The organism is Planococcus sp. APC 3906 (genome assembly GCF_030407685.1).
In the GTDB taxonomy this organism is placed as follows: Bacteria; Bacillota; Bacilli; order Bacillales_A; family Planococcaceae; genus Planococcus; species Planococcus koreensis.
Genome location: NZ_JASDCW010000002.1, coordinates 237,600 through 257,956 on the forward strand (window position 1 = coordinate 237,600; position 20,357 = coordinate 257,956).

At 51.4% G+C, this 20,357-nt stretch carries 19 protein-coding genes and 1 other annotated feature; of the genes, 18 read left to right on the plus strand and 1 reads right to left on the minus strand.

Features of this window, described 5'->3' with window-relative positions:
• Positions 1-70 precede the first annotated feature (70 nt).
• The 18 genes from QMA09_RS02585 (at position 71) to QMA09_RS02670 (ending at position 19,402) form a co-directional block, all read left to right on the plus strand.
• Positions 71-925, plus strand: a complete 855-nt coding sequence (locus tag QMA09_RS02585) for a GNAT family N-acetyltransferase (protein ID WP_290211910.1) — start codon at positions 71-73, stop codon at positions 923-925.
• Positions 926-1,151: 226 nt separating this feature from the next.
• Positions 1,152-2,792, plus strand: a complete 1,641-nt coding sequence (abc-f, locus tag QMA09_RS02590; protein ID WP_290211911.1) for a ribosomal protection-like ABC-F family protein — start codon at positions 1,152-1,154, stop codon at positions 2,790-2,792.
• 79 nt (positions 2,793-2,871) lie between these two features.
• Positions 2,872-3,840, plus strand: a complete 969-nt coding sequence (locus tag QMA09_RS02595) for an ABC transporter ATP-binding protein (RefSeq protein WP_135504124.1) — start codon at positions 2,872-2,874, stop codon at positions 3,838-3,840.
• The gene (locus QMA09_RS02600; RefSeq protein ID WP_135504122.1) at positions 3,837-4,475 is read left to right on the plus strand and encodes an ABC transporter permease; all 639 of its coding nucleotides are present in this window, start codon (positions 3,837-3,839) and stop codon (positions 4,473-4,475) included. Before QMA09_RS02595 ends, QMA09_RS02600 begins: the two co-directional genes overlap by 4 nt.
• Before the next feature lie 14 nt (positions 4,476-4,489).
• Positions 4,490-5,398: an ABC transporter substrate-binding protein gene (locus tag QMA09_RS02605; RefSeq protein ID WP_135504120.1), complete on the plus strand. Its 909-nt coding sequence runs from the start codon at positions 4,490-4,492 to the stop codon at positions 5,396-5,398.
• Positions 5,399-5,545: 147 nt separating this feature from the next.
• Positions 5,546-6,694, plus strand: coding sequence for a thiolase family protein (locus QMA09_RS02610; protein ID WP_290211912.1), 1,149 nt, complete (start codon positions 5,546-5,548; stop codon positions 6,692-6,694).
• Between the two features lie 18 nt (positions 6,695-6,712).
• Complete coding sequence (locus QMA09_RS02615) at positions 6,713-7,483, plus strand: SDR family NAD(P)-dependent oxidoreductase (protein WP_290211913.1); 771 nt, start codon at positions 6,713-6,715, stop codon at positions 7,481-7,483.
• Between the two features lie 19 nt (positions 7,484-7,502).
• A complete protein-coding gene (locus QMA09_RS02620; protein ID WP_290211914.1) occupies positions 7,503-8,651 on the plus strand; it encodes an acyl-CoA dehydrogenase family protein in 1,149 nt (382 codons plus the stop codon).
• The gene (locus QMA09_RS02625; protein WP_290211915.1) at positions 8,652-9,638 is read left to right on the plus strand and encodes a CaiB/BaiF CoA transferase family protein; all 987 of its coding nucleotides are present in this window, start codon (positions 8,652-8,654) and stop codon (positions 9,636-9,638) included.
• A gap of 21 nt (positions 9,639-9,659) precedes the next feature.
• Positions 9,660-11,276, plus strand: coding sequence for a long-chain fatty acid--CoA ligase (locus QMA09_RS02630; protein ID WP_290211916.1), 1,617 nt, complete (start codon positions 9,660-9,662; stop codon positions 11,274-11,276).
• Between the two features lie 418 nt (positions 11,277-11,694).
• Positions 11,695-11,927, plus strand: a binding site (T-box leader).
• A gap of 63 nt (positions 11,928-11,990) precedes the next feature.
• Complete coding sequence (trpD, locus tag QMA09_RS02635; protein ID WP_290211917.1) at positions 11,991-12,983, plus strand: anthranilate phosphoribosyltransferase; 993 nt, start codon at positions 11,991-11,993, stop codon at positions 12,981-12,983.
• Positions 12,980-13,753 carry an indole-3-glycerol phosphate synthase TrpC gene (gene trpC / locus QMA09_RS02640; protein ID WP_135504108.1) on the plus strand — a complete coding sequence of 258 codons (774 nt, stop codon included), beginning with the start codon at positions 12,980-12,982 and terminating at the stop codon, positions 13,751-13,753. The genes trpD and trpC overlap by 4 nt, the downstream gene beginning before the upstream one ends.
• The gene (trpB, locus tag QMA09_RS02645) at positions 13,750-15,546 is read left to right on the plus strand and encodes a tryptophan synthase subunit beta (RefSeq protein ID WP_135504105.1); all 1,797 of its coding nucleotides are present in this window, start codon (positions 13,750-13,752) and stop codon (positions 15,544-15,546) included. Before trpC ends, trpB begins: the two co-directional genes overlap by 4 nt.
• The gene (gene trpA / locus QMA09_RS02650; RefSeq protein WP_135504103.1) at positions 15,543-16,313 is read left to right on the plus strand and encodes a tryptophan synthase subunit alpha; all 771 of its coding nucleotides are present in this window, start codon (positions 15,543-15,545) and stop codon (positions 16,311-16,313) included. Before trpB ends, trpA begins: the two co-directional genes overlap by 4 nt.
• Positions 16,314-16,336: 23 nt before the next feature.
• Positions 16,337-16,927 (plus strand): DNA-3-methyladenine glycosylase, encoded by a 591-nt coding sequence (locus QMA09_RS02655; protein WP_135504101.1) that lies wholly within the window; start codon positions 16,337-16,339, stop codon positions 16,925-16,927.
• 68 nt (positions 16,928-16,995) lie between these two features.
• Positions 16,996-17,517 (plus strand): type 1 glutamine amidotransferase domain-containing protein, encoded by a 522-nt coding sequence (locus QMA09_RS02660; RefSeq protein ID WP_135504290.1) that lies wholly within the window; start codon positions 16,996-16,998, stop codon positions 17,515-17,517.
• Between the two features lie 244 nt (positions 17,518-17,761).
• Positions 17,762-18,091: an ArsR/SmtB family transcription factor gene (locus QMA09_RS02665; RefSeq protein WP_135504556.1), complete on the plus strand. Its 330-nt coding sequence runs from the start codon at positions 17,762-17,764 to the stop codon at positions 18,089-18,091.
• Positions 18,092-18,106: 15 nt separating this feature from the next.
• Entirely contained in the window at positions 18,107-19,402 is a 1,296-nt protein-coding gene (locus QMA09_RS02670) for an arsenic transporter (protein ID WP_135504555.1), read from the plus strand.
• 100 nt (positions 19,403-19,502) lie between these two features.
• Here QMA09_RS02670 and QMA09_RS02675 read toward each other — a convergent pair whose 3' ends face one another.
• Complete coding sequence (locus QMA09_RS02675) at positions 19,503-20,300, minus strand: GNAT family N-acetyltransferase (protein ID WP_135504554.1); 798 nt, start codon at positions 20,298-20,300, stop codon at positions 19,503-19,505.
• Between the last annotated feature and the right edge of the window lie 57 nt (positions 20,301-20,357).

Genomic DNA, 20,357 nt, shown 5'->3' on the forward strand with positions numbered 1-20,357 from the left:
ATGCAGGGAATTTCCCTTTTTTAGCCAATAAGATGAAGTAAGAAAGATTTTAGAGAAATGAGTGATTGAGATGAAATGGGAAATGTACAGTGATGCAGATGTCTTTTCACAGCAAGTTGAAGCGCTGCTTTATAAGCGGGAAGATGAATACAGCCTATTTATCGGGATTCTTGAACAAATCAAAGACGGGCGCTATGAAGAATATTATTTGGGCTTGGCCAAAACGGAGGGGCATATTGCGGCGGCTTGCTTAATGACGCCGCCGCATCCTTTGCAGCTGATCAATTTTCATGGGCATGCAGGCCTTGAAGAATTCATTGCCGAGGAAATGATGGATGCCGGGATTTGGGTGGATTCGATCATTGGCGACAGGGAGTCAGCGGAAGCCTTCGCGAAGGCCTGGTCAGCGAAAAAAGGGACTGTTATTGAAGAAGTGATGAACCAAGGTTTATACCGTGCGGATTCTGTGAATCGCAAGCTGGCGAAAAGCTCAGGCACGTGGCGCGTGGGGAGCGGCCGGGATGCGCGGCTGCTCGAGGAATGGCTACTGCTGTTTGAACGGGAGACGGGGATTTCCGTTTCGACGCCGGCAGAAGCAGCGCGGAAAATAGATGGATTTCTGGACCACAAAGAAGTATTCGTTTGGGAAGACCATGGTGAAGTTGTGTCGTGCATGAAAAAGGCGCGTCCATCGAAGCACGGCATCACGGTTTCGTTCGTCTTTACACCGGCTAGGTATCGCCGCAGAGGCTACGCAAGAACACTCGTTGCCGAAGTGACCGAGGAATTGCTGCAGGAATACGATTTCGCCATGCTTTACACGGACCTGGCCAATCCGACCTCCAATAAAATCTATCGGGAAATCGGCTATGAGCAGATTGCGAATCCGGTGCATTTGAAGTTGAAAGAGAAATTGAAAGAATAATGTGATAAGATGGATCTATCAAACCGAAGGGAAGATGGGTGGCCGATGGATAACTGATCCTTTTTCTAAAAAACCAAAACTCTTGGTAAAACAGAAATTGGATTCGTCTGCCCATTTTCACAAAAAAGGTTTCCCGCCGTTTAACGGCTTATTTGGGCATGCGAATCCTTCCGACTAAGAAATCGGAGGGATTTTTTAATTCCTCTATATAAGGGGGCATTACGTTATGGCCATACGTGGTAGATTAAGCAAATTATCCATTCAATACGGCGACCGGACGATATTGAAAGACATTCGTGCAGAAATTCCAGAAGGTGCGCGCATCGGCATTGTGGGGCCGAATGGTGCGGGGAAATCGTCACTTCTGAAAGGAGTGGCTGAAGGAGGAGCTGGCGTCCGGTGGCTGGGTGCGGAACCATCAATCGCTTATATGGAACAAGAGAATGTCGGATTGGAATACGACGCCGTCACTATAGACAGCCGGAAACTTGAAATGCAATGGAACGTTCCGGAAAAGCGCATCCAGCTCAGCGGAGGAGAAGCAATCAAGCTGCGTTTGGCGCGGACGCTGGCGCAAAAAGCGGATATCCTGCTGCTGGATGAACCGACGAATCACCTTGATGCCGAGAGCATTCAGCTTGTTACAGACCAATTAAAAAAATATGAAGGCACCCAGCTTATCGTGTCGCATGACCGATATTTTTTGGATGAAGTTGCTACCCACATCTGGGAATTAGAAGCTGGGAATCTGATCGCCAGCGAAGGGAATTACAGCGATTCCCGAAAGGCGAAAGAACATCGGAAATTAACGCAACAGCGGAAATACGACAAGCAGCAGGCCCGGATTGCAAGTGTCGAACAACAAATCTCCGAACTCCAGTCATGGTCCGGCAAAGCGCATGCGGAATCCACAAAGCAGGACGGATTTAAGGAATTTTACCGATCAAAAGCAAAGCGGATGGATGTCCAGATCCGCAGCAAGCGAAAGCGGCTGGAAGCGGAGCTGGAAAAAGAGCACGTAGAACAGCCTGAAGATGATGCAGCAGTGAAATTTGAAATCAGCGGCGCTGCCAAAAAAGGCCGCCGTGTAATGGAATTGAAAAATGTCGAAAAAACTTTTGGGAGCCGGGTGTTGTTCAGTGGTGTATCCTTTACTGTGCAGCATGGAGAACGGGTCGGGCTGGTCGGCCCGAACGGCAGCGGGAAATCCACTTTTTTTCGTATGCTGATGGATGAAACGGAATATACGGGTGAATTTTGGCGGACAGAAGGCATGAAGGTGGGGTATTTAAGCCAGGATGTTTTGGATTTGCCTGAAGATGAAACACCAGCCCAATTGTTCAAAACCGTGAGTTTTGAACGGCAAGGCGAGGTACGTACTTTGATGGATAATTTGGGCTTTGGGAAACAGCATTGGAACGAACCAGTCCGCCATATGAGCATGGGCGAGCGGGTGAAATTGAAGTTGATGGAGTTCATGCTCGCTGAATGCAATGTACTTGTGCTTGACGAGCCGACAAACCATTTGGATCTCCCTTCGAGAGAGCAATTGGAGAAGACCCTAGCTGCATTTCCGGGGACGCTTTTAATTGCCACGCATGATCGCTTTTTCATGGAAAGGCTGGCAGACAGGCTATTGGTGTTCGAAAGCGGCAAACTGACGAAATACGAAAGCGGCTATGCCCGATGGTCGGGCAAGAAAGCTGAACACGTTGAAAGCGATTTTCTGCAATTGGAGACAGAGCGCCAAGCGGTTCTCGGCAAACTGAGTTTTATGAAGCCGGGAGGCGAAGAATATGCCGAGCTCGACAGCCGTTTTACCGAATTGACCCAAAAAATAAAATCGCTTCAAGCGCCGCCGAAATAAGTTTCGCGCAGGAGTAGCGCGCCTTGAATAAGGGTAAAGAAATAAGCATCAAGAAATCGGGTGGAAAGGGGCGGATGCAGTGATTCGCTTTGACAATGTTACGAAAAGGTTTCCGGACGGCACGGAAGCGCTGAAAGAGGTATCCCTCACCTTGCCGGCTCATCGGTTGACTGCCATCATCGGCCCCAGCGGCTGCGGCAAAACTACGTTGATGAAGATGATCAACAAACTGGAAAAGCCAAGTGAAGGGGAAATCTATATTGACGAAAAGCCGATAACGGATTTAGAGGAAGTTGAGCTGCGCAGATCGATCGGTTATGTCATCCAGCGCATCGGGCTGTTTCCGCACATGACGATTGCGGACAATGTTTCCCTTGTTCCCAGGCTTCGGGGCTGGGCAAAAGACAAGACGGACCAGCGCGTTCGCGAATTGCTGGCGCTTACCGGACTGGATCCGGAAGTGTATTTGGAGCGCTATCCGCTTGAATTGAGCGGCGGCCAGCAGCAACGCGTCGGAGTCGTGCGTGCGCTTGCGGGTGACCCGAACATCATTCTGATGGATGAACCGTTCTCTGCGCTTGACCCGATCAGCCGGGAACAGCTGCAGGGCGAACTGCAGAATTTGCAGCGGGAAATCCAAAAAACCATCGTCTTCGTCACGCATGACATGGACGAAGCATTGAAAATCGCGGATACCATCGTGGTCATGCGTGCCGGGCAAGTGGAGCAGATTGGCACACCGGACGAGCTGGTAGCTGAACCCGCAAATGATTTTGTCCGGAATTTTATCGGTACGGAACGGATCGAGCGCCAACGAGTATTCGGCGAGAAGAAATTGAAAGAGTTTGCCGGCTTGTTTGCGCTTGAATGGAGCGGCGACGCCCAGAAGATTTCTTCTGGTGCAACTATCGAAGAAGCGGTGCTCGAGCTTGAAAAGAGCCAGCATAGCCGGCTTGCAGTTGTGGATGAAGACCGCGTAATCGGCTACGTTTCAGAACATGATCTGCTAAGGGCAGCGCTCCGCAAGGAAGAAGGTGCTGTCGGATGAATAATTTCCTTAATACATTATCGACTCGCCAAGACATGATCCAAAGTGCGTTTTTGGAGCATATTTATTTGTCTTTCGTAGCTGTGGCAGTCGGAGTGGCATTAGCTTTGCCAACAGGCATCCTGATTGCGCGCTACCGGAAATACGCCGAACCGATCATCGGAGTGACAGCGGTTTTTCAGACGATTCCAAGTTTGGCGCTGTTCGGATTTCTGGTGCCGATTCTCGGCATCGGCTCGCCGACGGCATTGATTGCGTTGATCATTTATGCGCTGCTGCCAATTTTGCGCAACACGTATACGGGGATTACTGGTGTCGACGGCTCAATTATTGAAGCGGGGAGAGGCATGGGCATGACGCGCACGCAGATTCTGCGGCAGATCGAATTGCCGCTCGCGCTGCCTTTTATTATGGCGGGAATCCGGACCGCAACCGTGTTGACAGTCGGAATTGCCACACTTGCGACATTCGTCGGTGCCGGCGGCCTTGGCGACATCATTTACCGCGGGCTGCAATCGTATAATAATTCCTTGGTGCTGGCAGGAGCCTTGCCGGTTGCGTTGCTTGCCATCGGCTTTGACCTCATTCTAAAATGGATTGAGAAGCGTGCGACGCCTAAAGGATTGAAACTTTAAAAGGGGGAAAAGAAATGAAGAAATCAGCAGCAGTGATTTTATTGGCGGCATCAGCGGTTTTAGCGGGATGCGGCGGAGATTCGGGCGGAAGCGCGTCGGATCCGATTGTCATCGGCGGTAAGCCGTGGACAGAGCAATACATTTTGCCTCATATTCTCGGCCAGTATATTGAAGCGAATTCGGACTATACAGTAGAGTACGAAGATGGCCTTGGTGAAGTTGCCATACTGACCCCTGCCTTGGAAAAAGGGGACATCGATATGTACGTTGAATACACAGGCACAGGCTTGAAAGACGTATTGAAAGAAGAGTCGAAACCTGGCCAGTCTTCAGAAGAGGTGCTGGAACGCGTGCGTGCCGGCTATGAAGAAACCTTAGGTGCGACATGGCTTGAGCCTCTTGGATTCGAAAACGGCTATACGCTGGCGTATTCAAAAGACAGCGGCTATGACGCGAAAACATATTCTGAGCTTGCTGAGATCTCCAAAACGGAAGATATGTCATTCGGCGCTCCGCATCCATTCTACGAACGCCAAGGCGATGGGTTTGATGACATGATCAAAACATATCCGTTCAATTTCTCCGCAACTGAAAGCTTCGATCCGGCAATCATGTACGAAGCTGTGAAAAATGGCGATGTGGATGTCATCCCAGCCTTTACAACAGACAGCCGAATCGGATTATTCGATTTGGAAACGACCGAAGACGATAAATCATTCTTCCCGAAATACGATGCGGCGCCAGTCGTTCGCATGGATACGCTTGAAGAGTATCCGGAACTTGAGGAAGTGCTGAAAGGTTTGGCAGGGCAGATCTCTGAAGAGGAAATGCTCGCGATGAATGCGAAAGTGGACGTCGACCAGGAAGTGGCAAGCGATGTTGCACGCGAGTTCCTTTTGGAAAAAGGATTAATTGAAGAATAACGCACAAATCCCGCAGAAGTTTCTGTGGGATTTTTTGTATGGCATTTGCCAATGAACTCTTGTACAATAATTTTAATGAGTGAATAGTCATTCAATTCAGGGAATTGGAAAAGCTTGCAGAAGAATAAATATAGATGGGGTGTAAAAATGAGAGAAGTGGTCATTATTGAAGGGGTGCGTTCAGCAGTCGGACGCCGCAAAGGCATGTTTGCAGAAACACGGCCGGATGAATTGGCAGCACTCGTGCTGGAGGAATTGGTAGTACGAGCCGGCGTGCAAAAAGGCATGGTGGAAGATGTGATTTTAGGCTGTGTTTCGCAAGTGGGCGAACAAGGCGGCAATGTTGCGCGGACCGCGGCTTTAATCGCTGGATTCCCGGATTATGTGCCGGGTGTGACAATCGACCGGCAATGCGGCTCGAGCCAGCAGGCGGTCCATTTCGGTGCGCAAGCAATATTGGCAGGTGATATGGACATCGTCATCGCCGGTGGAGTGGAAAGCATGACGCGCGTACCGATGTTCTCGAATATGCAAGGCGCGAAGCCGAGCGGAAAATTGACTGCGCAATACGAAATCATCAACCAGGGGCTGTCGGCTGAACGCATCTCAGAAAAATGGGGTTTTACGCGGGAGCAATTGGATGCTTACGCGGTCGAAAGCCACAAGCGTGCGCAGCGGGCCATCGATAACGGTTTCTACGAAAAGGAGATTGCGGCTATCCCGGTAGAAAGCGAGAACGGGGAAAAGCGCTTAGTATCTGTTGACGAAGGGCCGCGACAGGGAACGACAATGGAGGTTTTGGCTGGCCTGAAGACGGTGTTCCAGGAAAAGGGCGTCATTACAGCAGGCAACGCCAGCCAAATGAGCGACGGCGCATCGGCGGTATTGTTGATGTCCCGTGAAAAAGCGGACGAACTCGGCTTGCAGCCGAAAGCCCGTATCATTGCCCGGTCAGTCGTCGGTTCTGATCCGACGTTGATGCTGACGGGGCCGATTGCCGCAACGAAGAAAGTGCTTGAAAAAGCGAAGCTGGAACTCGGCGATATGGACCGCTACGAAGTGAACGAAGCATTTGCTCCAGTGCCATTGGCGTGGCTGGCGGAAACGGGCGGCGACCCGGAAAAATTGAATGTCAATGGCGGTGCCATCGCACTTGGGCATCCACTCGGTGCAACCGGCACAAAACTTATGGTGTCGCTGCTGCACGAACTTGAACGCAGCGGCGGGCGCTACGGCTTGCTGGCAATCTGCGAAGGGATGGGCATGGCGAACGCGACAATTATTGAACGTTTATAGAAGAAAGGGGCAGCATACATGAAATTTTCAGATGTCAAAGCAGTTGTGACTGGAGGGGCTTCTGGCCTCGGGGAGGCGACAGTCCGCCGTATTGCAGCAGGCGGCGGCAAAGCGGCCATCTTTGATTTGAACAAAGAACGGGCGCTTGCGCTTGTTGTGGAGCTCGGGGAAGAAACGGCCGCTTATTTTGAGACGAATGTGGCCGATGCGGCACAAGTGGAAAAGAATTTTGCAGAAGCGGTTGGACGCTTCGGTTCGATCAATGCAGTTGTCAATTGTGCAGGTATCGGGACGCCTGGCAAAGTCGTTTCGAAAGGCGCGCCGATCGACCTCAGCCAATTTGAAAAAGTCATCCAAGTGAACTTGGTCGGTACATTCAACGTCATCCGGGTGGCAGCTGCAGCGATGCAGCAAAATACGCCGAATGACGAAGGGGAGCGTGGCGTCATCATTTCGACGGCTTCAGTGGCTGCGTATGAAGGGCAGATCGGACAAGCTGCCTATAGCGCTTCGAAAGGCGGCGTCGTGTCAATGACGCTGCCGATTGCACGTGAACTTGCGCGCGATGGCATCCGCGTCCTGGCAATTGCGCCAGGACTGATGCAGACGCCGATGGTTGACGGCTTGCCGGATGCGGCAATCGAGTCGCTGTCCCGTGCGGTGCCATTTCCGGCGCGCCTCGGCCGGCCGGCAGAATATGCCCAATTGGTGCAGAGCATGTTGGAAAATACCATGCTGAACGGTGAAGTGATCCGCCTTGACGGAGCAATCCGCATGCAGCCGAAATAAACGATAGGGGGAACTGGAAATGGCGAAATATCGTTTTGAAGAACAAGAGCACGAAATGTTCCGCAAATCACTCCGCAAATTTCTGGAGAAAGAAGCGGTTCCGCAATACGACCAATGGGAGAAAGACCACCTGATACCGAAATCGTTCTGGAAGCGCTTGGGCGACATGGGCTTTTTATGCCCGCAAGTTGAAGAGCAATACGGCGGCCTCGGCCTTGATTTCCGTTACGCGGTGATTATCGGGGAAGAAATGGAGCGAGTAGGCGCCAGTTTGACGGGTGTCGGCCTCCACAATGACATTACGGTGCCTTATATTGAAGCATACGGTACGGAAGAACAGAAGCAGCGCTGGCTGCCGGGCTGTGTGTCGGGTGAGTTTATCACTGCAATCGCTATGACTGAACCGGGTGCAGGGTCCGACTTGGCCAATATTTCGGCTACTGCCGTGCGCGATGGCAGCAATTACATCGTCAATGGCCAGAAGACCTTCATTACCAACGGCATCAATTCCACGCATGTGGTGGTCGTAGTCAAAACCGACCCGAAAGCGGAGCCGAAGCATCGCGGGATTTCACTGCTTATGGTCGAAGAAGGCATGCCTGGCTTCACGAAAGGGCGCAAGCTCGATAAAGTTGGGCTTCATGCGCAAGACACGTCTGAGCTGTATTTTGAGGATTGTGTCGTGCCGGTCGAAAACCTCATCGGCGAGGAAAATAAAGGCTTTACATATTTAATGGAAAAATTGCAGCAAGAACGTCTGGTAGTGGCGCTTGCTGCCCAGACGGCTTCGGAAGATATGCTTGAAATGACTTTGGATTACGTCAAATCAAGAAAAGCGTTCGGCAAACCGATCGGCTCATTCCAGAATTCGCAGTTTAAGCTAGTTGAAATGGCCACTGAAATCGAATTGGGCCATTCCTTCCTGGAATCGCTCATCGAAGACCATATGGCGGGCAAAGACATCGTTTCGAAAGTGTCGATGGCGAAATACTGGCTGACGGACACCGCCAAAAAGATTGCGGGCGAATGCATGCAGCTTCACGGCGGCTACGGCTATATGGAGGAATACAAAATTGCGCGCCGTTATCGGGATATCCCGGTGGCTGCGATTTACGCCGGCTCCAACGAAATCATGAAGACGATCATTGCCAAACGGATGGGCTTGTAAATGGAGGGGGCGCTGAAGGGGATCCGTGTGCTGGATGTGACCTATTATGTTCCTGGTCCGTATGCGGGCATGCGCCTCGCGCGGATGGGAGCGGAAGTGATCAAAATCGAACCGCCAGCAGGCGATCCCGCCAGGTATATGGGCGGTGGATTGGTGCATGAAGCCAATAATGCCGGCAAAACCATTGTCGCCATCGATTTGAAGTCGGAAGAAGGCCTCCAGGAAATGCGTGCTTTGGTGGGAACGGCGGATGTCCTTTTGGAAACCTTCCGTCCAGGGGTCATGGAAAAGCTCGGGCTAGGCTATGAAACGTTGAAGCGCATCAAACCCGATTTGGTGTACTGCTCGCTTTCGGGCTATGGCCAAAAAGGTCCGCTCGCATTGCTTGGCAGCCACGATTTGAATTATATGGCGTTGTCCGGTGCGCTCGAACAGATGTCGGACACCGTCGGACGCCCTGTGCATCCCACCAATACATTTGCCGATTATACAGGTGGGCTATTGGCTGCAGAACAGATTTTGTCAGCGCTGCTGCGAAAATCCCGCACAGGCGAAGGGGGGCATTTGGATATTGCTTTGGCAGAAGCGATGGCTGAGTTTCAAGGCAATCACGATATTTACCAAAGCCGGGGAGTTTCCGAAAGCGGCATTCCTGAAATTGGCGGCTCCCGCATCAGCTACGCAATTTATGAAACAAAAGACGGACGTTACGTTACCCTTGGAGCGCTGGAAGAGAAATTTTGGCATAATTTCTGTGAATGGGCTGGCCGTCCCGAATGGCGGAGCTGGGGCGCAAAGACCTTAGGAAGCCTGGAGCATGCGCAAGTTGCCGCTTTGTTCAAAGAGCGGATGTGGCAAGAATGGTATGAGGCGTCGTTAACAGTTGATTGCTGCCTTGCCCCGGTGCTGAAAGCGCATGAACGCTTTCAGCATCCTCAATTCAAGGCGCGTGAAAATTTCAAACAGCAGGTACAGGATGAAAAATGATGAAAAGGAGCTGGTTGTTTTATGATGGACGCACCGTTGTTATTGTCTTCATTCGTCAAAAGGGCTGAACGTTATTTTCCGGAGAAATTGATCATTTCGCGCACGGGGGAAAATACGATCCACCGCATCCCGTATAAAGATTTTGCCAAACGCACGCGCCAATTGGCTGCGGCGTTGGAGAAAATCGGCATGGGCCGGGGTGTGAAAGTCGGCAGTTTCGCCTGGAATCATCATCGCCATTTGGAATTGTATTTCGGCGTGCCTGGCGCAGGTGCGATTTTGCATATGGTCAATATCCGTTTGTCTCCCGAACACATCATTTATGTCATCAACCACGCAGAAGATGACATCCTGCTAGTGGACCATGATTTGTTTCCACTGATTGAAAAAATTGCCCCTCACCTCAAAACGGTCAAGCATTTCGTCATCATGAAAGATGGCTTGGACTTGCCTGAAACGCAGCTCGAGAATGTCCATTCTTATGAACAATTGATGGCGGCTGAAGACGGCAGCTACGAGTTCCCGGAAGACCTGGACGAAAATACGCCGGCTGGCATGTGCTATACATCGGCTACGACTGGCAATCCAAAAGGCGTCGTCTATACGCATCGCGGGCTGGTGCTGCACAGCTATGCACTCGGCATGGCAGACTCCATGGCGCTTTCAGAGCGGGACATCGCATTGTCAATCGTGCCGATGTTCCACGCCAATGCATGGGGGCTGCCGTTTGCGGCGGTATTGTTCGGCACGACGCAAGTGCTGCCTGGGCCGGGCTTCGCGCCAGGCATGCTGCTGGATTTGATCGAACAGGAAAAAGTTACATTGACCGCCGGCGTGCCAACAATCTGGCTCGGCGTGCTGAAAGAACTGGAAGCCAATCCACGCAATATCGACACGCTGCGCATGATCATCTGCGGCGGTTCGGCATCGCCGAAAGGCCTGATCCGCGCATTTGAGGAAAAATACCATGTGCCGTTCGTCACCGGCTACGGCATGACTGAAACGTCGCCGCTTGTCAGCTTGGCCGTAACCACTTCCGCGATGGAGGGCTTATCGATGGATGAGCGGATCGAGCGCCGGTCAATGGCCGGTCTCCCGATGCCTGGCCTGGAAGTGCGCATTGTCAATGAAAACGGCGAAGCGCCGTGGGACGGCGAGACGATGGGTGAACTGAACGTCAAAGGCGCCTGGATTGCAGATGAATACTACAAGGATGAACGGACGGCAGATGCCTTCCGTGACGGCTGGCTGTATACCGGCGACATCGCGGTCATCGAGCCGGACGGCTATATCAAATTGACGGACCGCACAAAAGATCTGATCAAGAGCGGCGGTGAATGGATTTCCTCCGTCGACCTCGAAAACGCGTTGATGACCCATGAAGCGGTGTTTGAAGCCGCGGTCATCGCCATCCCGCATGAAAAATGGCTCGAACGCCCCTTGGCGTGCATCGTGCTGAAAGAAGGCTACCGGGAAGACGATGCCATGAAGGCGGAATTGTTGGCCTACCTGGAAAGCCAATTCGCCAAATGGTGGGTTCCGGACGATGTGGTGTTCCTGAAGGAAGTGCCGAAGACGTCCGTCGGGAAATTCTTAAAAGCCGCGCTGCGCAAGGAAATGGCAGGACATTATGGGTGAGAAAATTATTCGCTATATAAGTTGAGCTAGTGATTATTCATAAACGATACTCCGCAAAACAGCTGCGAAGCTATTGGTCGAAGGTCCTTCGGCTGATAGCTTTGCGACGAAGCGCAAAGCGCTGCAGGAGCAGTACGGTTTTCTCCGCTGTTTTGCTCCGTATCGAGAGATATCACAGCGAAGGCGCGTCAAAGGGCTAGGCGAAGCTATGAGACGAGTGTTCTTCTCGGCTCATGGCAAGAGCCTTGCCCAAAGCGTCCGAAGCGATTTTTAATATGATATTTTATTAGTTCAACTTAATATAAAAACATATGACTTGACAGAATAAACGAAACCTTTTAATATGAGGGACAACTTGTTGAACGAGCGGCAAGTCTATTTGAGAGAAGAGCCTAGAAAAGTTAAGAATAGAAGAGTGTACAAATCGAGGATTGAGACGAGTAGGCAAGGGGATCCATTTTAGAGAGTCAGCGGCTGGTGGAAGCTGATTGGATCACTTGCGCGAATGGACTTAGGAGAGCTGGCCAGAAAGCGGAAGCGAGTAAGGCAGACGTAAGCCCTGCGTTAAAGGGAAAGGCGAAGAGCCTGTTTTAAGTGAGTGCAAAATTTGCATTAATGCGTGGTGGTACCGCGGTTTAACCCGTCCCCGCAACCGGATATCTGTCCGGTTGCGGGGATTTTTGCATTTAAAAACGAGTTGAGGAGAGCTGAAAAATGAGCAGAGCAGAGAATATGACAGAACAGCAGATGCTGGAAAAATCACGCAGTTTATTGAACGGAGATATGGAAGACGCACAAATCAAGGAGTTTTTGATCGGTCTGCATGAAAAAGGCGAGACGGCTGATGAACTAGTGGGATTGGTGAAGGCGATGCGGGAGAAAGCCATCGCACTGCCGGAAGTGTCGGGAGAACTGGTTGATGTTTGTGGAACCGGCGGGGACCGGTCTTACAGTTTCAACATCAGCACTTTGACCGCATTTGTTTTAGCAGGAACCGGAATGACGGTGGCAAAACACGGCAATCGCAGCGTCTCGAGCAAAACAGGCAGCTCGGATGTGCTGGAAGCACTCGGCATCGCTGTTGATTCGGATACGGAGAAAATTCCCGGGATGCTCGAGGGGACAGGAATCGCTTTCTTGTTCGCCCCGGTGATCCATCCGGCACTCGGCAAATTGCGGGACATCCGCAAAAACATCGGTACGCCGACCATCTTCAATCTGGCAGGGCCGCTCGCGAACCCGCTGCCTGTCACGGTTCAAATGACCGGCGTCTACCGCCGCGATATGATGGAGCCAATGGCTGACGCATTGATGCGTCTAGGCCGCAAGCGTGGAGTGATCGTCCACGGTGCAGGCGGCTTGGATGAATTGTCGCTTGCGGGAACCAATGAATTGATCTTTTTTGATGAAACTGGCAAGCACGCGTCGACGTTCCATCCGCATGAAGCGGGTCTTGAAGTGGCACCAATCGAAGCGATCCGCGGCGGGGAACCGGAACGCAACGCGGAAATTTTCATGGATGTATTGAATGGCAATGAAAGCCCCTACCTCGATACGGTCGCTTTGAACGCAGGTGCCTGCCTTTACGCAAGCGGCCACGCGGCAAGCATTGCGGAAGGCGTGCACCAGGCGCGAAAATCGATTTTGTCAGGAGAAACCGCTCGGGTTTTCGAACTGCATAGATTAACTTCGGAGGTGTGTGTATGACAATCTTGGACCAAATCATTGAAACAAAACGCATAGAGATACAAGGGTATAGCGAAGCAGCAGAGGTTCAGGAACAATTTCCGGCAAAAACCTTGTTGATTTCCCATCTGCAGGAACGGCGGGGGGTCGTTGCGGAGATCAAACGCGCTTCTCCTTCGAAAGGCGACATTTCCACGGATGTGGATGTTGTTGCACAAGCTAAGAAATACGAAGCGGCCGGAGCAGCAGCGATTTCGGTATTGACCGATGAAAGTTATTTCAAAGGATCGATCGAAGACTTGCGCCAAGTGGCGAGGGCGGTATCGATCCCGGTCCTGTGCAAAGATTTCATCGTCAGCGAAATCCAGGTCGACCGGGCGAAAGCGGCAGGGGCGACCATTATCCTGCTTATTGTAGCGGCACTTGAAAAAGAGGAGCTTCACCGGCTATTCGCTTACGCGGAGTCTGCGGGCCTTGAAGTGCTCGTTGAAGTGCACGACAGCGAGGAACTGGCAAGCGCACTCGAATTAGACGCGCAATTGATCGGTATCAATAATCGTGATTTGAAGACGTTTGAGGTGTCGCTCGAACGGACGGCCGAATTGGCAAAAGAATTCCCGGGCGACGGCAAGCGTGTATTGATAAGCGAAAGCGGCCTTGCGACAAAGCAGGATGCCGCGTTTGTATTCGGTCACGGGGCGTCAGGCGTGCTGGTCGGCGAAGCGCTGATGCGTGCGGCTGACCCGGGCTCATGGATTCAAGAAGCGACTTCAGAGGAGGCGGCGAAATGACGAAAGTGAAAATTTGCGGCCTCATGGAAGTCCAGCACGTAAAAGCTGCTGGACAAGCGGATGCCATCGGTTTTGTCTTTGCGCCAAGCAAGCGGCGGATCAGTGTGGAAAAAGCGGCAGAACTTGCGAAGCATGTGCCCGCAGGCGTCGATAAAATTGGTGTTTTCGTCAATGCAGCACTTGAAGAAATTGAGAGGACTGTCCGCGAAGTGCCGTTGACAATGGTCCAATTGCACGGCGATGAACCGGATGAGCTCGTGCAGGCGATTTCGGTGCCAGTCGTGCAGGCTTTCTCAATTCGCACCACAGCAGATGCCGAAAAGCTCGGCCGGTCAGTTGCTGATTTCGTTTTGGTGGACGCCCCGGGAACGGATTACCGCGGGGGCAGCGGCCATGTATTTGACTGGACGTTATTGGCAGGGGCTGGAATAGACACTTCCCGGCTGATTGTTGCCGGTGGATTGAATCCGGACAATGTGGCCGCGGCAATTGGGCAGACACAGCCGTTCATGGTGGATGTCTCGAGTGGAGTCGAAACAGAAGGCGTCAAAGACGCCGTGAAAATAAAGCATTTTATTCAGAAAGCGAAGGGTGATTCGATGCAGGAGACAATAGAGAAAGTTGGGTTTTTCGGTAAATACGGTGGACAATTTGTTCCGGAAACCTTGATGAAGGCGGTCAAGGAACTGGAAGATTCATATACGGAAGCAAAAGATGACCCGGAATTTCAGAAAGAATATCACCATTACCTGAAAGAATATGTCGGGCGCGAACAGCCTCTGACGTATGCAAAGCGTTTAACGGAGGCGTGGGGTGGACCGAAAGTCTATTTGAAGCGTGAAGATTTGAACCATACTGGCGCTCATAAGATCAATAACGCGATTGGCCAGGCATTGCTTGCCATGCGCATGGGCAAACGCAAAATTGTTGCGGAAACAGGAGCAGGGCAGCACGGCGTCGCAACAGCGACAGTGTGCGCATTATTTGACCTCGATTGCGTCATTTTCATGGGCGAAGAAGACATCAAGCGCCAGCAGCTCAATGTGTTCCGCATGAAATTATTGGGCGCGCGCGTTGAAAGCGTCACAAAAGGCAGTGCAACATTAAAAGATGCGGTCAATGAAGCGCTGCGCTACTGGGTCACGAATGTGGAAGATACACATTACTTGATCGGCTCTGCGCTGGGGCCGCATCCGTTCCCGACGATGGTGCGGGATTTCCAGAGTGTCATCGGCGAAGAAACGAAGCGCCAAATTGTGGAGCACGAAGGGCGTTTGCCAGATACCATCTTGGCGTGCGTCGGCGGCGGCAGCAACGCCATCGGCATGTTCTACCCGTTCTTGAAAGACGAGTCGGTGCGGTTGATCGGTGTTGAAGCGGCCGGAGAAGGAACAGAAACTGAAAAGCATGCGGCAACGATGACGAAAGGTACCGAAGGCGTCTTGCACGGCGCATTCATGAAGCTGTTGCAATCGGATTCGGGCCAAGTGCTGGAAGCCCATTCGGTTTCCGCTGGCTTGGATTATCCTGGAATCGGACCTGAGCACGCGTATCTTGCGGATATCGGGCGTGTTGAATACAAAGCGATCACTGATGCTGAAGCACTTGAGGCGGTCATTTCCTTTTCACGTTTGGAAGGCATCATCCCGGCGCTCGAAACGGCTCATGCAATTTCGCAGGCGGAGAAGACGGCCAAAGAGATGAACAAGGATGAAATTCTGGTTATCTGCGTTTCGGGGCGCGGCGATAAAGACATGGCGACTTACGCCGAGAAATTGGAGGGGTTGGCATGAACAGGCTTTCGGTATTGAAAGAAAACGGCGAGAAAGCTTTTGTGGCTTATATCATGGCTGGAGACGGAGGGCTGGATCGGCTGAAAGAGCAGGTCCAATACCTTCAGGAAGCCGGCGTTACTGCTATTGAGGTCGGCATCCCCTTTTCGGATCCTGTAGCGGATGGGCCAACGATTGAAGCGGCGGGTGACCGTGCGCTGAAAGAAGGCGTGACGCTGGAAAAGGTATTGAATGAGATGGCGGGCTGGACATTCGAAGTGAAAGTGCCGCTGCTGATTATGACGTACCTGAACCCGGTCATCAAATTCGGAGTGGAGCGCTTCGCCAAACAAGCGAAAAGCGCAGGCGTCTCCGCTGTCATCATTCCGGATCTTCCTTACGAACATCGGCAGCTGGCTGAGACATATTTGAAGAAAGAAGATATGGCGCTTGTCCAATTGGTCACGTTGACAACGACTGAGAAGCGTTTGGACGCGATTTTGCAGGAAGCGGAAGGCTTTGTCTACGCGGTCACAGTAACCGGCATCACTGGCGCACGGGATGAAATGTCCAACGATGTCCGGACGTTCATGCGGCGTGTGCGCGAAAAGAGCCCGGTACCTGTCTACGCAGGCTTCGGAATTTCGAAAACCCATCACGTCGACCTGCTGCGCGATGATGTCGACGGATTTATTGTCGGGAGCGCCATTGTCCAAGCCTTTTATGAAGATAAAATCGAAGACATCAAACCCCTCATAGAAGCGGTGACTGCCCCTAATCCGGTATAATTCCGGATAGGAGGGATCAATTCATGTTTAAACCAGTCTCTGCACAATTTTTTGATGCACCGACCCTCGAATTGGCGCGTTCTCTGCTGGGCCAGCTATTGGTCCACGAAACGCCAGCCGGAACGGTCGCAGGGCGCATCGTTGAAACGGAAGCTTATATGGGAGCGGAAGACCGTGCTGCCCATAGTTTCGGCAACCGCCGCACAAAGCGCACAGAAATCATGTTCGGCAAAGCCGGCAGTGTTTATACGTACCAAATGCATACCCATACTTTGGTCAATGTCGTCAGCGGACCTGTGGATACGCCGCGTGCAATTTTAATCCGCGCAGTCGAGCCTGTCGAAGGCATCGATTTGATGGCGGAATTGCGCGGCAAGCACCTGCCGATCAAGCAGTGGACGAGCGGCCCTGGAAAGTTGACCAAAGCGATGGGCATCACAATGGATTATTACGGCCATTATTTTACAGAGCGCCCGCTGTATATCGCAGAAGGCGATCCGGTCCACGCAATTGTGGAAGGCCCACGGGTCGGCATCGCCAATTCGCAGGAAGCTGTCCATTATCCGTACCGTTTTTGGGAGCAGGACAATCCGTTCGTTTCCAAATTCCGCTAATCTTAGTGTTTAAATTAGTTTTCTCGTGGAATACTAAGGGAGACTAAATAAACGAGGAGTGGAAGATGATGGCGAAAATTGCAACGTTAATTACTGACATGTTTGAAGATGTGGAATATACAGACCCGACGAAAGCGTTCAACGAAGCGGGCCATGAAGTCTTTACGATTGAAAAGGAAGCCGGCAAAGAAGTCACAGGCAAGCAAGGCGAAGCCACGGTGACGATCGACAAGGGCATCGACGAAGTCAGCCCGGATGATTTCGATGCATTATTCCTGCCAGGCGGATTTTCGCCGGATCAATTGCGCGCGGACGACCGTTTCGTGAAATTTACGAAAGCATTCATGGATGCGCAAAAACCGGTCTTTGCCATTTGCCACGGACCGCAATTGCTGATTTCAGCTAAAGCCCTGGAAGGACGCGACGCTACCGGCTTCAAATCGATTCAGACGGACATGGAATATGCCGGCGCGAAAGTGGTCGACAAAGAAGTGGTTGTCTGCCAGAACCAATTGGTGACAAGCCGCCAACCCGACGACCTGCCGGCGTTCAACCGCGAAGCGTTGAAGCTGCTTGAAAACTTGGGATAATGAAACACAGTGAGGCCCCGCGATTGCGGGGCTTTTTTATTTGTGGTGAAGCAGAAGATGCGAGTGAGCAGGCCTTGCTGCAAGTAAAATACGGCTTACTGCAAATGAAATAGAGACGCTGCAAGAACACTGAAAATGCCGCAGGCAACAGCTGATTTTCTGCAAGTAAACTTGGATTCACCCCTTGAACTTATAAGCAAACACTTATATAATGTGACAAGTACGAATAAAAGAAGGTGAAAAAATGGATTATCTTCAAATGGAGTCATATTTAAAAGCGATCGGCGATCATAACCGCATGCTTATCTTAAAGTATTTGATGACGGAATCGCTGTGCATCTGCGAATTTACGGAATTGATTGATATGACGCAGCCGGCCATCAGCCAGCACATGCGGAAACTAAAGCAGGCGGAACTCGTCACTGAAGAAAAGCGCGGGCGCTGGACGATCTGGTCGCTTAATATCCGCCATCCGCTGTATCCGATGCTCATCCACTTATTGAGTTTGCTGCCGGAGCCGGAGCGGACCGTGGCAAGCTTAGTGGCCGAAGGGAAAAAAGTAGTTTGTGAATAGGGAGTTGTGTTGAAAGTGGATATTTGGTCAGCCAGTTTGATATTTTTGATTACCTTAGTATTTGTAATTTGGCAGCCGCGCGGGCTGTCGATCGGATGGTCTGCGATTGCAGGGGCGCTTGTCGCTTTGCTTGTCGGCGTTGTTGATTTCGGCGATGTCTGGGAAGTGACGGGCATTGTCTGGAACGCGACGCTGACATTCGTCGCGTTGATCATCATTTCGTTGATCCTCGATGAAATCGGCTTTTTCGAATGGGCTGCGCTGCACATGGCGCGCTACGCCAAAGGCAGCGGCATCCGCATGTTTTTGCTGGTCATTGCGCTTGGTGCAGTAGTTGCCGCGTTATTCGCCAACGACGGAGCGGCGCTGATTTTGACGCCGATCGTCCTGGCGATGGTGCGTGCGTTGAAGTTCAAAGATACGATGATTCTGCCATTCATCATGGCATCCGGCTTTATTGCCGATACGGCATCGCTGCCGTTTGTCGTCAGCAACCTCGTTAACATCGTCTCTGCTGACTTCTTCGACATCAGCTTTGCACAATACGCGTTGAACATGTTCTTGCCGAATTTGTTCAGCGTAGGGGCGAGCATGCTGGTGCTGTATTTGTATTTCCGCAAAGACATACCTGCACATTTTGACGAAGGTGCTTTAAAAAAACCGGCCGAGGCATTAAAAGACGTAAAAATGTTCCATCTGTCTTGGGCTGTCCTGGGCGTCTTGCTGGTCGGTTATTTCATCAGCGATCCTTTGGGAATTCCGGTATCGTTCATCGCGGGGGCAGTTGCCATCATCTTCTTGGCAATTTCCCGCAGAAGCGAAGCGGTGGAAACAATGACCGTTTTGAAAAACGCACCATGGGCCGTAGTGTTCTTCTCAATCGGCATGTATGTCGTCGTCTACGGGCTGCGCAACGCGGGGCTGACATCGGTGCTCGCCACGGCAATCGAATGGACGGCGAGCCACGGCTTATTCGCTGCAACAGTGGGAATGGGCTTTATCGCAGCAATCTTGTCATCCATCATGAACAATATGCCGACTGTGATGATCGATGCACTGGCCATCTCCGAAACGAACACGACCGGCGTCATCCGCGATGCGCTGATTTATGCCAACGTCATCGGCTCGGACTTAGGCCCTAAAATCACGCCGATCGGTTCACTGGCAACCTTGCTGTGGCTCCATGTCCTGAAAACGAAAGGCGTGGAAATCAGCTGGGGCTATTATTTCAAAGTCGGCATCATCTTGACGGTTCCGATCCTTTTCATTACGCTGACGGGCTTATACCTGTCGCTGTTATTGCTCAATTAAATCCCGGCACAAAGCCGAAAAAAAGACAAGGCCGAGCGAAATCCGCTCTGCCTTGTCTTTTTGGTTTTTCGATTGGAACTTGGCAATTGGTGAATAGCGGTCAATCCAGAAATTTAGCCATGTAAATTTCGTTGTAAGGCTTGCCGCCGATCATTAATGCTTTCTCGCGAATACCTTCTTCTTTGTAGCCTGATTTCTCATACAGTTTGCGGGCAGCGTTGTTTTCTTCGACAACCGTCAGCTCCAGGCGATTAACACCTTTTGATTTTGCCCAGTTTTCCGCTTTTTCCAGTAAAGAAGTGGCCAGGCCTTTGTTTTGGGCGCTTTTCTGGATGCCCAGGACGATGGCTGCACGATGGGCTGCGCGGGCGGCTGTATTGCCGATGACCATCAAGTATCCGACATGTTCACCGTTCAAGATAGCGATGAAGATAGTGGAATGGCCTTGCTGCTTCCATTCAATTATCTGTTTGCGCATGCTCTGGGTAGATTGGATGCGTTCATCTTTCCCATAAAGCATATACTCGGATTCGCCTTCGACCAGTTTCTGGAGGGCGATCAATGACCGGGCATCGCCGTGTTCCGCTTGGCGGATCAGGAGGACGTCTTCATTGCCGGACGATGAACCGTCGCCTTCAGCTGGATTGATCCGCTCGAAAGTGACAAAGCGGTTCGTCATCACATCACTGACATAATAGCCTGCATCCATCCAAGCGTGGAAATGCTTAGCAGGCGGTTTTGTTTTTTTCCACCAACTTTTGTTCAAATAAGCGGCATTGGGCAATTGCTGCCCCATAATTTGTTCGATTTCAGTAAAAGACAAAGTAATTTTTTGAGATGATGCAGAAGCAAAATAATCGGCCAAAGGGATGTATTTTTTTTCCAAAATTATAGTCAATCTAAACGCTCCTTTCTTGAAAAGAATAAAATTAGTTGTGGTGATTATATCATTTGT

Bases quoted from the DNA above. Each gene is read 5' to 3' on its own strand.
- trpB (WP_135504105.1), top strand. From the start codon at position 13,750: ATGACGAAAGTGAAAATTTGCGGCCTCATGGAAGTCCAGCACGTAAAA.
- QMA09_RS02620 (WP_290211914.1), top strand. From the start codon at position 7,503: ATGGCGAAATATCGTTTTGAAGAACAAGAGCACGAAATGTTCCGCAAA.
- abc-f (WP_290211911.1), top strand. From the start codon at position 1,152: ATGGCCATACGTGGTAGATTAAGCAAATTATCCATTCAATACGGCGAC.
- QMA09_RS02615 (WP_290211913.1), top strand. From the start codon at position 6,713: ATGAAATTTTCAGATGTCAAAGCAGTTGTGACTGGAGGGGCTTCTGGC.
- trpA (WP_135504103.1), top strand. From the start codon at position 15,543: ATGAACAGGCTTTCGGTATTGAAAGAAAACGGCGAGAAAGCTTTTGTG.
- trpD (WP_290211917.1), top strand. From the start codon at position 11,991: ATGAGCAGAGCAGAGAATATGACAGAACAGCAGATGCTGGAAAAATCA.
- QMA09_RS02585 (WP_290211910.1), top strand. From the start codon at position 71: ATGAAATGGGAAATGTACAGTGATGCAGATGTCTTTTCACAGCAAGTT.
- QMA09_RS02600 (WP_135504122.1), top strand. From the start codon at position 3,837: ATGAATAATTTCCTTAATACATTATCGACTCGCCAAGACATGATCCAA.
- QMA09_RS02660 (WP_135504290.1), top strand. From the start codon at position 16,996: ATGGCGAAAATTGCAACGTTAATTACTGACATGTTTGAAGATGTGGAA.
- QMA09_RS02665 (WP_135504556.1), top strand. From the start codon at position 17,762: ATGGATTATCTTCAAATGGAGTCATATTTAAAAGCGATCGGCGATCAT.
- QMA09_RS02655 (WP_135504101.1), top strand. From the start codon at position 16,337: ATGTTTAAACCAGTCTCTGCACAATTTTTTGATGCACCGACCCTCGAA.
- QMA09_RS02625 (WP_290211915.1), top strand. From the start codon at position 8,652: ATGGAGGGGGCGCTGAAGGGGATCCGTGTGCTGGATGTGACCTATTAT.
- QMA09_RS02610 (WP_290211912.1), top strand. From the start codon at position 5,546: ATGAGAGAAGTGGTCATTATTGAAGGGGTGCGTTCAGCAGTCGGACGC.
- QMA09_RS02630 (WP_290211916.1), top strand. From the start codon at position 9,660: ATGATGGACGCACCGTTGTTATTGTCTTCATTCGTCAAAAGGGCTGAA.
- QMA09_RS02605 (WP_135504120.1), top strand. From the start codon at position 4,490: ATGAAGAAATCAGCAGCAGTGATTTTATTGGCGGCATCAGCGGTTTTA.
- trpC (WP_135504108.1), top strand. From the start codon at position 12,980: ATGACAATCTTGGACCAAATCATTGAAACAAAACGCATAGAGATACAA.